The 14,167-nt window shown below is 65.7% G+C and carries 10 protein-coding genes; 7 read left to right on the top strand and 3 right to left on the bottom strand.

The features are described 5' to 3' along the window. Positions 1-5 precede the first annotated feature (5 nt). Complete coding sequence (locus ACQKOE_RS03395; protein WP_427511560.1) at positions 6-959, top strand: bile acid:sodium symporter family protein; 954 nt, start codon at positions 6-8, stop codon at positions 957-959. On the opposite strand, the gene ACQKOE_RS03390 is transcribed toward ACQKOE_RS03395, so the two are convergent. Both ACQKOE_RS03390 and panB read right to left on the bottom strand, forming a co-directional pair. Then, positions 946-2,016: a DUF475 domain-containing protein gene (locus ACQKOE_RS03390; protein WP_374587989.1), complete on the bottom strand. Its 1,071-nt coding sequence runs from the start codon at positions 2,014-2,016 to the stop codon at positions 946-948. The genes ACQKOE_RS03395 and ACQKOE_RS03390 overlap by 14 nt on opposite strands. 57 nt (positions 2,017-2,073) lie before the next feature. Next, positions 2,074-2,943, bottom strand: coding sequence for a 3-methyl-2-oxobutanoate hydroxymethyltransferase (panB, locus tag ACQKOE_RS03385; RefSeq protein WP_427511559.1), 870 nt, complete (start codon positions 2,941-2,943; stop codon positions 2,074-2,076). A gap of 143 nt (positions 2,944-3,086) precedes the next feature. On the opposite strand from panB, the gene ACQKOE_RS03380 reads away from it, so the two are divergent. After that, positions 3,087-4,628 (top strand): amino acid permease, encoded by a 1,542-nt coding sequence (locus tag ACQKOE_RS03380; protein WP_427511558.1) that lies wholly within the window; start codon positions 3,087-3,089, stop codon positions 4,626-4,628. 64 nt (positions 4,629-4,692) lie between these two features. Here ACQKOE_RS03380 and ACQKOE_RS03375 read toward each other — a convergent pair whose 3' ends face one another. After that, on the bottom strand, positions 4,693-5,175 hold the full coding sequence (locus ACQKOE_RS03375) for a pyridoxamine 5'-phosphate oxidase family protein (protein WP_427511557.1): 483 nt from the start codon (positions 5,173-5,175) through the stop codon (positions 4,693-4,695). A 145-nt stretch (positions 5,176-5,320) separates the two neighbouring features. On the opposite strand from ACQKOE_RS03375, the gene ACQKOE_RS03370 reads away from it, so the two are divergent. From ACQKOE_RS03370 to ACQKOE_RS03350, 5 genes are all read left to right on the top strand, one after another. Then, positions 5,321-6,028, top strand: a complete 708-nt coding sequence (locus tag ACQKOE_RS03370) for a hypothetical protein (protein ID WP_427511556.1) — start codon at positions 5,321-5,323, stop codon at positions 6,026-6,028. A gap of 2 nt (positions 6,029-6,030) precedes the next feature. Next, entirely contained in the window at positions 6,031-7,554 is a 1,524-nt protein-coding gene (locus tag ACQKOE_RS03365) for a DUF6504 family protein (protein ID WP_427511555.1), read from the top strand. Between the two features lie 41 nt (positions 7,555-7,595). Continuing rightward, complete coding sequence (locus ACQKOE_RS03360; RefSeq protein WP_427511554.1) at positions 7,596-8,843, top strand: putative DNA modification/repair radical SAM protein; 1,248 nt, start codon at positions 7,596-7,598, stop codon at positions 8,841-8,843. A 169-nt stretch (positions 8,844-9,012) separates the two neighbouring features. Further along, complete coding sequence (locus ACQKOE_RS03355; protein WP_427511553.1) at positions 9,013-10,452, top strand: UdgX family uracil-DNA binding protein; 1,440 nt, start codon at positions 9,013-9,015, stop codon at positions 10,450-10,452. Between the two features lie 3 nt (positions 10,453-10,455). After that, positions 10,456-14,154, top strand: coding sequence for an error-prone DNA polymerase (locus tag ACQKOE_RS03350; protein ID WP_427511552.1), 3,699 nt, complete (start codon positions 10,456-10,458; stop codon positions 14,152-14,154). Positions 14,155-14,167 lie beyond the last annotated feature (13 nt).

Raw genomic sequence — 14,167 nt, 5'->3', positions numbered from 1 at the left:
CCGCTGTGACTCTGCTAAGCCGCATCGACCCGATGGTCCGTCTGTTGACCCTGGCCATCCTCCTCGCCGTGCTGGTGCCCGTTACCGGCCCGGCGCGGGGGATCGCCCAGTTCGTAGCCAATGCCGCGGTTTTCCTGCTGTTCTTCCTGAATGGCGTGCGGCTGCCACGGCATGAAGTGGCGGCGGGCCTGTCCAACCACCGCTTCCTCTGGCCGCTGACCCTGTGGTGCTTTGGCGGCTTGGCGCTGGCTGGCTGGGCCTTGTGGCAGGGCGGGCAGGGGTGGATGCCGCCGCTGATCGCGCTGGGCTTTCTCTACCTTGGCTGCCTGCCCTCGACCGTGCAATCGGCCACGGCCTATTCCTCGCTGGCCGGGGGCAACGTGGCGAGTTCCGTGGTTGCGGCGGCCTTGCTCAACCTGCTCGGCGTCTTCGTGACCGCGCCCCTGTTCTCCCTGCTCGGCGGCGGGGGAGAGGCCGGGTTTCACGCCGATGGCCTGATCAAGGTGGTGATGATCCTGCTGGTCCCGTTCATGTTGGGCCAGGTCATGCAGGGCAGGCTGTCGGGCTGGGTGAAAGACAACAAGCAACTCACCACCTGGTTTGATCGTGGCTCGATTGCCATCGCGGTCTATGTCGCCTTCTCCGGTGCGGTCGAGCAGCGGTTCTGGAACCAGGTGGAGCCTGCGGGCTGGGTCTGGTTGCTGGGCGGCGTGGCGATTTTCCTGGTGGTCGGCCACCTCGGCGCATGGCTGCTAGGCGCGCTGGTCGGGCTGGACCGGGCGAACCGCGTCAGCCTGCTCTTCGCCGGGGCGCAAAAGAGCATTGCCATGGGCGCACCACTTGCCTCGGTGCTGTTCAAGCCGGCGGTGGCGGGCGTGGTCCTGCTGCCGATCCTGCTTTACCACCTGGCGCAGCTGGTTCTGGCTGCGCCGATAGCCAACCGGCTCAATCGGACCTGACGGCGGCTTCGATTTCCACGTCTGGATTGCGGCGGTTGTGCCGCACCGACCACCACAGCGACAACCCGATCAACACAGCGCCGATCAGCCCGGTGACTGTTTCGGGGATGTGGAACTTCGCCGACAGCAGCATGATCGCGCCCAGGGCAATGATCGCCCAGAACGCGCCGTGTTCCAGGTAGCGATACTCTGCCAGGGTGCCTTGCTTGACCAGGTGAATGGTCATCGAACGCACGAACATCGCACCGATCGACAGGCCCAGGGCAATGATCACCATGTTGTTCGACAGCGCGAAGGCGCCGATCACGCCATCGAAGCTGAACGAGGCGTCCAGCACGTTGAGGTACAGGAAGCCGCCCAGACCCGAACGGACCACCGCGCCTTGCATCGCCAGTGCCTCGTCCCGCATTTCCAGAATCGTGCTGATCGCCTCGACCGCGATGAAGCAGACCAGGCCGAGCGTGCCCGAAACCATGAAGACCAGCGCTTCCTCGGGCGGAAGGATCCGCGAGATGAAATAGAGCGCGATCAGCAGGACCGCGATTTCCGCAGCCTTGATGTTCGAAATGACGCTCAGCTTTTCCTCGACCCAGGTGATCCAGTGGACGTCCTTTTCCCCGTCGAAGAAGAACGACAGGCCGACCATGGCCAGGAAGGCCCCGCCAAATCCGGCAATGCCGACGTGGGCGCTGGAAACGATGGCTTCATACTGCTGCGGGTTGTTGAGCGACAGGTCCAGCGCCGCCATCGGCCCCAGCCCTGCGGCAATCGCCACGATGGCGAGCGGGAAGACGATCCGCATGCCGAACACGGCGATCACCATGCCCCAGGTCAGGAAGCGGCGCTGCCAGATGTCGTCCATGTCTTTCAGCACGGCGGCATTGACCACGGCGTTATCGAACGAGAGCGAGACTTCCAGGATCGACAGGACGAAGATGATCCACAGCATCGATGCCGTGGCAGACAGGCTTCCGGTCTGCGACCAGCCATACCAGGCGCCCAGCGCAAGGCAGACGGCGGTGAAGAGTATCGAACCCTTGTAGAACTTCATCAGCATGGAATGACCCTGTAGATTCAAAGCGTCTCGCGTCAACCGGATGGCGGACTGGCAAGCTTACTTGGGCTGATAGGTCTGTTCGACGCCGGGGAACGTGCGGGCGCGCACTTCGGTTGCATAGCGCTCGGCCGCGCCGGAAATGGTCTCGGCGATGTTTTCATACCGTTTCACGAAGCGCGGGACCCGCTCGAACATGCCCAGCATGTCCTCGGTCACCAGCACTTGCCCGTCGCACTGCGCCGAAGCGCCGATGCCGATGGTCGGGCACTTGATCGCCTTGGTCACTTCGATGGCGATGGGTTCAACCACGCCTTCGACTACGACGGCAAAGGCACCAGCATCGTCCAGCGCCTGCGCGTCGGTGATGATCTTCCTGGCCTCTGCATCGCTGCGGCCGCGCGCGTTATAGCCGCCAAGCACGTTGACCGCCTGCGGGGTCAGGCCGACATGGCCCATGACCGGAATGCCGCGCTGGGTCAGAAATGCGACGGTTTCGGCCATGGCCGCGCCGCCTTCCAGCTTCACCGCCGCGCAGCCGGTTTCCTTGAGCAGGCGCGCGGCGCTTTCGAAGGCCTGCTGCGGCGATGCTTCATAGGCCCCGAAGGGCATGTCGACCACGACTGCCGCGTGATAGGAACCGCGGACCACGGCCGCGCCATGCGCCGCCATCATGTCCAGCGTGACCGGGACCGAGGAGGGCAGGCCATAGATCACCTGACCGAGCGAATCCCCGACCAGCAGCAGATCGCAGTGCGCATCCAGCAATTGCGCCTGCCGCGCGGTATAGGCAGTCAGCATGACCACCGGCTGGGCAGTCACGCCGTCCACCTTGCGCCGGCGGATCGCGGGGATGGTCAGCCGCTTCATCGGAGCGGGGGTCGGGTTGGCCCGGCTGGTCGCCGTGTCGAGCTGGAAAGTCGTGGACATGCCTGCGGCCTTATACGTTCCGCACAATCTGGGGAAGGCTTGGCAGTTAGCCCTTGCCAAGTTGCAGCGTGCCGCTAGCTTCCGCGCCAGGACAAGACATGCCGCCCGGCGGTGTATCGGGCTGCTATATTTAGGGGATTTCGATGTTTGGACGCGTCAAACCATTAGACGCCATCCTGGCCACTGCCGAAAAGAAATCGCTCCACCGCTCTCTGGGTGCTTTCCAGCTGACCATGCTGGGTGTGGGCGCGATTATCGGCACCGGCATCTTCGTGCTGACCGCAGAGGCAGCGCAGAAGGCCGGGCCGGGTATGATGATCAGCTTTATCATCGCAGGTTTCGTCTGCGCCGTAGCCGCGCTTTGTTACGCTGAGATGGCATCCATGGTCCCCGTTTCGGGATCGGCCTATACCTACAGCTATGCAGTGATGGGCGAGATGCTGGCCTGGATGGTCGGCTGGGCTCTGGTGCTGGAATATGCGGTTGCGGCCGGGGCCGTCGCGGTCGGCTGGTCCGGTTATTTCACCGGCTTGCTCAGGGAGTTCCTGGGGCTTGATCTGGGAACCATGTGGACGGCTGGCCCGATCGACGGCGGCCTGTTCAACGTTCCGGCCTTCCTCATCTCGCTGTTCGTGACCTGGCTGCTGATCATCGGCACCAAGGAAAGCGCCTTCGTCAACGCCATCCTGGTGGCCGTGAAGATCGCCGCGCTGACGCTGTTCGTGGTCCTGGCTGTGCCGGTGATGAACAGCCAGAACTTCGAACCCTTCGCGCCGCTCGGCTTTGGCGGGATTTCGGCGGCAGCGGCTTCGATCTTCTTTGCCTATGTCGGCTTCGACGCGGTTTCGACCGCAGCGGAAGAAACGAAGAATCCACAGCGCAACATGCCCATCGGCCTGATCGGCAGCCTTGCCATCTGCACCCTGTTCTACCTGCTGGTGGCAGCGGGCGTGATCGGTTCGGTCGGCGCGCAGCCGCTCTTTGACGCAGCGGGCAATGCCATTGCGCCGGGGAGCAAGGAACTGGCCGCTGCCTGCGCCGCGCAGGCGACCGAAGTGGTGGTCTGCTCCAAGGAAGCCCTGGCCTGGACCCTGCGTGAAATCGGCTGGCAGCAAGTTGGCAACCTGGTTGGCCTTGCCGCCGGTCTGGCTCTGCCTTCGGTCATTCTGATGATGATGTTCGGCCAGACCCGCATCTTCTTCGTGATGAGCCGCGACGGCCTGCTTCCCGAAGTGTTGAGCAAGGTCCACCCGAAGTACAGGACGCCGCACGTGGTCACGATGATCACCGGCGTGTTCGTGGCGTTCTTCGCCGCCTTGTTCCCGGTGGGCGCCCTGGCGGACATCTCGAACTCGGGCACCCTGTTCGCTTTTGCCATGGTGGCGATTGCCGTGCTGGTTCTTCGCAAGCGCGATCCGAACCGGGCGCGTCCGTTCCGCACTCCGGCAGTGATGCTGGTTGCCCCGCTGGCGGCAATCGGCTGCGTCTATCTGTTCTGGAGCCTGTCGGCCTATACCAAGTTGCTGTTCGTCGGGTGGGCCGCAGTCGGCCTGCTGGTCTACTTCGGCTACAGCCGCAGCCGCAGCCACGTCGGGCTCGGCCGGGTCGAAGTGCACGAGGAAGACGCCGATGCGCCGCAGCAGCCGGTTCCGCCGCTGCCTGGCGGGATCGACATCAACGACTGACCTGGCACACAGGCAAAAAGGTTCGGGCCGTTCCCCTGGTGGGAGCGGCCCTTCCTTTTGGGGGTCAGAGCTTCGTTTCGACCGTGTTGTTCTGGGCGTCGGCCCGGGCATCCATGCCCAGCAGCATCCTGGCCGTGCCCATCAGGCCCAGGTTGGAATCCCAGATCTTGGCCTGACCCAGGTCCATGCGCATCAGCAGCAGGTTAGGGTCGCCTTTGCCTTGCGGAAACCAGGCCTCGATCATGTTGGACCAGAACTGGTCGATCCGGGCGCGGTCGGCCTCTTCGCTCAGCACGCCGTCAAAGCGGGCGAACAGGTTGTGGCCCTTGGCCGAAAAGGTCGCCGTGGCCGGACCCATGGCGGCAAAGGCGCCGGAGCGGCTGGTGAAGAACCAGATCGCGGAATTGGCGTCCTCGTCCAGCTGCGCGGTCATCGGCGCTGCATCACCGCTGTGACCGTCCAGTTCCAGCATGACGAAGGGCGAGCCATCCAGCTCTTTCCAGAACTTTTCCTTCAGTTCGTCGGGATTGCCGTTTTCATAGTGCATGATCAAAGCGCCTTTCGGTTGGAGAGCATCAGGGGAACTCCACGGGGCGCGGACCGGTTCCGCAAAAGCGGCGTGCACAAAGGGGCAGAAGGGGCTTGGCGAATCGGACGAGTGAGAACATAAATAGAACATTGAGACTCGCCCCATGACTGCCATTACCCCTCTTTCCGCCTTTGCGCCCCCTGCCGCGCCCTCCCGGCCCAGCCTGCCGCGCTGGCGTCCGGGACTGGATGCAGGGCCTCTGCACGGCGAAGTGTTCGCGTCCGGCACAGAGGCGACCGGGGCCGCCCTGGCGCTGGCCATGGCCCTGAATCGGCCGCAGCAGAACGAGCGTAGCTGGCTGTGGGTGCAGGATGCGCGCGCGATCCGGCTGGGCGGGCGGCCTTACCAGCCGGGACTTCCGCCCGCGCTGCGTCACCGCCTGATCCACGTGGCCGCCAAGACTCCGGAAGACGCGCTGTTCGCTCTGGAGGAAGGGCTGCGCTGCCGCGACCTGGCCTTTGTCATCGGCGAAATCGCCGGCAATCCGAAAGCGCTGAACTTCACGGCGGCGCGGCGGCTTAGTCTGGCAGTAGAGCGGCATGGCGTGCCGCTGTGGCTGGTCCGGCTGGATGCGGAGCATGGGCTGTCTTCCGCGCGTCAGCGGTGGGAGGCCAGGGCGGCTCCGTCGCGTCCCTCGCGCTGGAACCCCGCCGCGCCGGGAGTGCCTGCCTGGCAGGCCGAACTGTTTCGCGCCCGCGCGCATCCTCCCGGGTCATGGCTGGTGGAAGGCGGGCAGGGCGCTCTGACCCTGCGCTCGCCGGATTCAGGCTCGACCTCGGACCAGCATGGCGAAAGCCGGGTTCATGGCTGATCATGGCGCGCCGCATCCTCTCGATCTGGTGCCCGCAGCTGGCGATAGACCGTTGGCAACTGGCTGAGGGGGAAAGCCCCGCGCCGTTCGCCCTGCTGGCCGAAACCGCGCATGGGCCGCGCTTGGCCGCGATCAATGCGGCGGCGCGCCGGGCCGGAGTGCAAAGCGGCACCATGCTGGCCGATGCCCGCGCGCTCTGTCCCGATCTGGCCGTGGCGCCCGGTGATCCGGCGGGCGACCGGGCCTTTCTGGAACGGTTGGCGATTTGGGCACAGCGCTGGGGACCGTGGTCGGCGATCGATCCGCCCGACGGGCTGCTGCTCGACGTGACCGGCGTCGCGCACCTGTTTGGCGGAGAGGCAGCGCTGCTGGACGATGCCGCGCTGCGGCTGGCGGCACGGCGCCTGACCGCCCGGCTGGCCTTGGCGCCCACCGCAGGCGCGGCCTGGGCCTTGTCGCATTACGGGCCGGAACGGGCGATTTTGCACGAAGGGACTACGCAGCTGGACGACCTGCCCGTCGCGGCGCTGCGGCTTGATCCCGCGACCCTGCTGGTGCTGCGCCGCCTCGGGCTGAAGCGGATCCGCGACCTGTCCGGCGTGGCGCGTGATGCCCTGGCCCGGCGCTTTCGCAACAGCCGCGCGCCTGCTGCCAATCCCCTGATCCGGCTGGACCAGCTGCTCGGCAAGGTGCCCGAACCGCTGCTGCCGGTCATCGCCGCACAAGTGCCGCTGGTCCAGCGCCGCCTGATGGAGCCAATCCGCCACCGCAGCCTGCTCGATCAGGTGCTGGGCGATCTGGCAGCAGACATGGCGCGCTTGCTGGAAGGGCAGGCGCAGGGCGCGCGGCGGCTGGAACTGGCGCTGTGGAAGGTCGACGGCGAAGTCCTGTCGCGCCGCCTGGAACTGGCCGCTGCCAGCCGCGACGCGGCTCATGTTGCGCGCCTGTTCGGGGGCAAGCTGGACGATCTGGACGCGGGCTTCGGGATCGAACTGGCGCGCCTCTCCGCCCCGTGGTGCGAGCCGCTGGCGCTCAGCCAGGCCGATTTCGAGCAGGCGGCAGAGGCGCACGGCACCTCGCTTTCCGCCTGTATCGACCGGCTGGCCGCGCGGCTGGGGGAAAGCGCAGTGCGCCGCCCGCTGGCAGTGGCCAGCCACGTGCCGGAACGCGCCCAGCGCTGGGTGCCGCCGCTGGAGCCGGAGCGGGCAGTGCAGGGGCAACTGGCCTTTCACGCGCCGCCCTTGAAGCTGCTTGACCGGGCCGAGCCGATCGCGGTGCTCTATGCCAGCCCCGATGGCCTGCCGCGCCGGTTCCGCTGGCGTGGGCAGGTCCACGAAATCGCCCGCGCCGAAGGGCCGGAACGGATCGCCCCGGAATGGTGGCGCGAACGCTCCAGCGCGCGCCTGCGCGACTATTACCGGATCGAGGACGACCAGGGCCGCCGCTACTGGATCTATCGCAATGGCCTGGCCGGAGACGGGCGGGGCGGGGTGCCCGAATGGTTCCTGCAAGGGCTGTGTGCATGAAGGGACTGGTCAGCAGCGTGATAAGAACATAAGGCGAACAAATGTCCAGGCCGAGTCTTATCGAACGTCTTGCCATCCTGGCCGATGCGGCCAAGTACGATGCCTCCTGCGCCTCATCCGGCACCACCCGCCGCACCAGCAAGGGCGGCAAGGGGATCGGCTCGACCGAGGGAATGGGCATCTGCCACGCCTATGCTCCGGATGGCCGCTGCATCTCGTTGCTCAAGATCCTGCTGACCAACCACTGCGTGTTCGATTGCCATTACTGCATCAACCGCAAAAGCTCGAACGTGCGGCGCGCGCGGTTCACCCCGCAGGAAGTGGTGGACCTGACGCTCAGTTTCTATCGCCGCAATTACATCGAAGGGCTGTTCCTCTCCTCCGGCATCGTCAAAAGCTCCAGCCACACCATGGAGCAGCTCATAGAGGTTGCGAGGATTCTTCGTCAGGAGCATGATTTCAGGGGATATATTCATCTTAAGACCATTCCTGAAGCTGATCCCGAACTGGTCCGGCAGGCCGGACTCTATGCCGATCGCGTTTCGATCAATGTCGAACTGCCTACAGTGGCCGGGCTGACCCGGCTGGCGCCAGACAAGAACGCGGCTGTGATCGAAGGCGCGATGGGCGACCTCAAAAGCGCGATTGTCGAGGCGAAGGACGCGCGGCGGCGCTTCCGTTCGGCCCCGCGCTTTGCTCCGGCCGGGCAATCGACCCAGATGATCGTCGGCGCGGACGGGGCAAGCGATGCCCAGATCGTGGGCCGGGCCAGCGCGCTTTACGGGCAATACCGCCTGCGCCGGGTCTATTACTCGGCCTTCAGCCCGATCCCCGATGCCAGCGCGGTCCTGCCGCTCAAGCGTCCGCCCTTGATCAGGGAACACCGGCTCTATCAGTCTGACTGGCTGATGCGGTTCTATGGCTATCGTCCCGATGAAGTGCAGCAGGCGGCGGGCGCGGACGGGATGCTGCCGCTCGACGTGGATCCCAAGCTGGCCTGGGCGCTGAAATTCCGCGAAAGCTTCCCGGTCGACGTCAACCGCGCTCCGCGCGAACTGCTGCTGCGGGTGCCGGGGCTGGGAACCCGCGCAGTCGGCGCGATCCTCGCCAGCCGCCGCCACCGCACTCTGCGCCTGGACGACGTGGCCAAGCTGACCGTGTCACTGGCCAAGGTCCGCCCGTTCATCGTCACGGCGGACTGGCGTCCGGTCCTCCTGACCGACCGCGACGACCTGAAGGCCCTGGTCGCTCCTCGGCGTAGCGAGCAACTGGAGCTGTTTGCGGCATGAAGAGAGGCTCACACGAAGACACGAAGCCACGAAGGAGCATGAAACGCCTTAGGCTTTTCCGGCATACCTCACACTTTACTTTAAGTTTGAGGGAAGGCGCGGCTGCGCCGCAAGCGCGCCATCTTCGTGTCTTCGTGTCTTCGTGTGAACCATTCCACCCAGACCGCCCATGACCCCCTTCCGTGACGCCCGCATTGCCGATGCCTGCGCCGTTCCCCTGGATGCGGCGGACGATTTCGCTGGTTGGCGGGAGCAGGCGCGGCGGCTGATCATGGCCGAGGTGCCGCCCGACCGCGTGGTCTGGCAAGTACCCGGCGAAGGCGGTGAAGACCTGTTTGCCGCCGGAAAGCCGCGCCGCCTGCCGGCTCCGGCGCGTGACGTCATGCCGCCACGGGTGCCGCGCTCCTTCCTGGAACTGGCCGGAAAAGCGGCCTTGCACAGCGATCCGCAGCGCTTTGCCTTGCTCTACCGCCTGCTCTGGCGCTTGCAGGCACGGCCCCGCCTGATGGAGGATGCCGCCGATGCCGATGTGCGCCGCCTGGGCGATCTGGCGCGCAGCGTACGGCGCGACATTCACAAGATGCGCGCCTTCGTGCGGTTCCGCGCAGTTCAGAAAGAGGATGAAGAACACTACGTCGCCTGGTTCGAACCGCAGCACCATATCCTGCGCGCCAATGCGGCTTTCTTCGTCAACCGCTTCACCGCGATGCACTGGTCGATCCTGACGCCCGAAGGCTCGCTCCACTGGGATGGCGAAGTGTTGCGCGAAGGGCCGCCCGCCCGGCGCGAGGAGGCACCGTCCGGCGATCCGGCGGAGGAGCTGTGGCGGCGATATTACGCAGCCATCTTCAATCCGGCGCGTTTGAAGGTCGGGGCCATGCTCAAGGAAATGCCCCGGCGATACTGGAAGAACCTGCCCGAGGCGGCACTGATCCCCGATCTGGTCGCCGGGGCGCAAGCGCGCGAGGCGGCGATGGTGGATCAGGGTGCAAGCCTGTTCGGCAATGAGCGTCCGGCCAGCCTGGCTGCGATTGCCGAGGAAATCCAGGCCTGCCGGCGCTGCCCGATCGGTTGCAACGGCACCCGCGCCGTGCCGGGCGAGGGGCCGCGCCATGCCGCGCTGATGATCGTGGGCGAACAGCCCGGCGATAGCGAGGAAGAGCAGGGCCGCCCCTTTATCGGCCCCGCCGGACGGCTGCTCCGCGCCTATCTGGAAGACGCCGGGATCGATCCCCAGCGCGCCTGGGTGACCAATGCGGTCAAGCACTTCAAGTTCGCGGCCCGCGGCAAGCGGCGGCTGCACCAGAACCCCACGGCCAGGGAAATCGACATCTGCCGCTGGTGGGTGGAAAGCGAGCGCCTGCTGATCCAGCCGCGCCTGATCCTGACCCTGGGGGCCAGCGCGGCGCGCGGGATGCTGGGCAAGACGATCAGCGTCCAGAAGGAACGCGGCCGCGCCCACGTGCTGGAGGACGGGACCGAGCTGTGGCCCACGGTCCACCCGTCCTATCTGCTGCGCCTGCATGACGATGGCCGCGCGGCAGAGGAAGCCCGTTTCGCGGCCGACCTGCGCAAGGTGGCCGCGCGCCTGGGCGAACTGGCGGCGTGACCCATGCCAGAGGCCCCGCTTACCCCTGAACGCCGCCGCGTGGAGCAGGCGCTGCCGCCACCGCAAAGCCGCGCGCCCTTTGTCGAGCTGGGGCTGGTCAGTTGCTTTTCCTTCCTGCGCGGGGCGTCTGATGCAGTGGACCTGGCCACGACGGCGCGCCGCCTGGGCTATGACGCGCTGGGCATTGCCGATGCCAACAGCATGGCCGGCGTGGTGCGGCTTCATACCGAAGCGACCGCACTGGGCCTGCGTCCGGTGATCGGCTGCCGGATCGAGACGGTCGAAGGGCTCGAATTCCTGGCCTATCCAGCCGACCGCGCCGCCTATGGCCGCCTGTGCCGTCTGATTTCCGCCGGACGGATGTCCACGCTGGAGGGCGAATGGCAGGACAAGGGCGCCTGCCAGATCGGCCTGGCCATGCTGGCGGAGCATAGCGCCGGGGTGCACCTGGTGCTGGTCCCGCCGGGGGATCTTTCGGCTGAGGTTGCGATTCCGGTCGCAAGCAACGTGGTGGCGTTGGATGGGGGGCGTTGGGATAATGGTTCACACGAAGACACGAAGGCACGAAGAGGTTCAGTCTGCGGCGAAGCCGCTTGCCATTCCTCGGCTGCGTTTGGCGATGAGGCCGAAGCCAAGGATATTGCCTGCGGCGCAGATCGGCATCTTCGTGCCTTCGTGTCTTCGTGTGAGCATTATTCCCTTCTCCGCGCACCTTTCCCGGACATTCTCCCCCACCTGACCCGCCTGCTTCCCACGCTGCGGCATCTTGCGGCCAGCTACCTTTATACCGGCGACGACCTGGCCCGGATCGCCCGCCTGGACGAACTGGCCAAGGCGAACCGGCTATCCATTCTTGCCACCAATCTGCCGCTCTATCATGCGGCGCAGCGCCGTCCCTTGCATGACGTCATGACGGCAATCCGCCACAAGACCACCGTCGCGGCGGCGGGGCACCTGCTGGCCCCCAATGCCGAGCGGCACCTGAAAGGGCCGGAAGAAATGGCCCGGCTGTTTGCCCGCTGGCCTCATGCCATCCGCGCGGCGCGCGATCTGGCCGATGCCTGCGCCTTCAGCCTGGAGGAACTGCGTTATGAATACCCCGAAGAGACCTGCCCCGACGGCATGGAGCCGCAGGCCTATCTGGAGCAGCTGACCTGGGAAGGGGCAGGGCGGCGCTATCCCGATGGAGTGCCGGGCAGCGTGCGCGATACGCTGCGGCGCGAACTGGACCTGATCGGCAAGCTGAACCTCGCACAGTACTTTCTGACCATCAAGGATATCATTGATTTTGCACGGAATCAGGATCCGCCGATTCTGTGCCAGGGGCGCGGATCGGCGGCCAATTCGGCGGTGTGCTATGTGCTGGAAATCACGGCGGTCGATCCGGCGCGCCATGCCCTGTTGTTCGACCGGTTCATTTCCGAAGAGCGCAAGGAGCCGCCCGACATCGACGTCGATTTCGAGCATGAGCGGCGCGAGGAGGTGATCCAGTACATCTACCGGCGCTATGGCCGCCACCGCGCGGGCCTTTGCGCCACGGTGATCCATTACCGCCCGCGCATGGCGATCCGCGAGGTGGGCAAGGCCATGGGCCTGTCCGAAGACGTGACCAGCATGCTCGCCAAAACGGTCTGGGGCAGCCACGGCCATTCGATCAAGGAGGCCCATGTCGAAAGCGAAACCGGCCTGAACCTGGGTGATCCGCACTTGCGCCGGGTGCTGGCCCTGACCGAGCAGATGATCGGAATGCCGCGGCACCTGTCGCAGCACGTGGGCGGCTTCATCCTGACCCAGGGGCCGCTGACCGAGACCGTGCCGATCGGCAATGGTGCCATGCCCGAACGCAGCTTCATCGAGTGGGACAAGGACGATATCGACGCGCTGGGCATCCTGAAGGTCGACGTGCTGGCGCTGGGCATGCTCACCTGCATTCGCAAGTGCCTCGACCTGCTGCGCGATCACCACGGCAAGGACCTGACCCTGGCCACGGTCCCGCGCGAGGATCCGGCGGTTTATGACATGCTGTGCAAGGGGGATTCGCTGGGCGTATTCCAGGTGGAAAGCCGCGCGCAGATGAACATGCTGCCGCGCCTGCGCCCGCGCGAATTCTATGACCTGGTGATCGAAGTGGCGATTGTCCGCCCCGGACCGATCCAGGGCGACATGGTTCACCCCTATCTGAAACGGCGGCGCGGGGCGGAGAAGGTGGAGATTCCCGCCCCCGGTCCGCAGCACGGCCCGCCGGACGAACTGACCAGCATCCTGGGCCGTACTCTGGGCGTGCCGATCTTTCAGGAACAGGCAATGAAGATCGCGCTGGATGCTGCGAAGTTTTCCAGCGCCGAGGCCAACCGTCTGCGCAAGGCCATGGCGACGTTTCGCAGCCGGGGCATGGTTGACGAATTGCAGGACATGATGGTCGGCCGGATGATCGCGCGCGGTTACGATCCGGTCTTTGCCGAGCGCTGCTTCAACCAGATCAAGGGCTTTGGCGAATATGGCTTTCCGGAAAGCCACGCGGCCAGCTTTGCCCTGCTGGTCTATGTCTCGTCCTGGCTAAAGTGCCATTACCCGGCGGCCTTTGCGGCGGCCTTGCTCAATTCGCAGCCGATGGGGTTCTATGCCCCGGCCCAGATCGTCCGCGATGCGCGGGAACATGGGGTGACTGTCTTGCCGGTGGATGTGAACTGTTCGGGGTGGGACAATGCTTTGGAGATTTTTGACTCACGCAAAGGCGCAAAGGCGCAAAGAGGTTCAGCTTACGGCGAAGCCGTCTGCCATTCCTGGGGTGCGTTTGGCGCAGGGGCTGATCTACCGAGTATTGCCTGCGGCGCAGAACAACCTCTTCGCGCCTTTGCGCCTTTGCGTGAGGACAAAATCGCCCTGCGCCTCGGCCTGCGCCAGGTCGATGGCTTTCCCGAAGCCGCCGCCGCGCGGATCGTGGCGGCGCGGCAGGGGGGCGGGCCGTTTCGCGATGTGCGCGACCTGAAGGAGCGCGCCGCGCTGTCGCCTGCGCTGGTCGAGCGATTGGCCAGCGCCGATTGCTTCAACTCGCTTGGCCTGACCCGGCGGCAGGCGCTGTGGGATGCGCGCAGCCTGATCGCCGCGCCGGACCTGCCGCTGTTCGCCGCTATGGCCGCGCGCGACGAAGGGGCAGAGCGGGCGGTAACCCACCTTCCGCAAATGCCGCTGAGCGAGGAAGTGGTGACCGATTACCAGACCCAGCGTCTCTCGCTCAAAGCCCATCCGCTGGCCTTCCTGCGCGCGAGCCTGGCGCAGCGCGGCTTTATTCGGGCAAGCGAGCTGCGCAGCCGCAAGTATCGCTCTGCGGTGCAGGTGGCAGGCGTGGTGCTGATCCGGCAGCGCCCCGGCAGCGCCAAGGGCGTGTGCTTCATCACGCTGGAGGACGAAACCGGCGTAGTGAACCTGGTGATCTGGCCGGACCTGATGGAAAAGCAGCGCAAGGTCATCATGAGCGCGCGGCTGATGGAAGTGACCGGGCGGGTCGAATACGACGACGAGGTGATCCACGTCATCGCCACCCGGCTGATTGACGCCACGGCGGCGCTGCACGGCTTGTCGGATGATCTGCTGCCGCATCATCCGGGCCGTGCCGATCATGTAGAGCGGCCCTTGCCGGACAGTCGGGGCGGGCATCCACGCGCTGTACGTGTCATACCGCGCTCACGCGATTTTCATTGATTTCACGTCGGAA

Source organism: Novosphingobium sp. NPDC080210, assembly GCF_050281025.1.
In the GTDB taxonomy this organism is placed as follows: domain Bacteria; phylum Pseudomonadota; class Alphaproteobacteria; order Sphingomonadales; family Sphingomonadaceae; genus Novosphingobium.
This window is presented reverse-complemented; position numbering and strand designations above follow the sequence as displayed.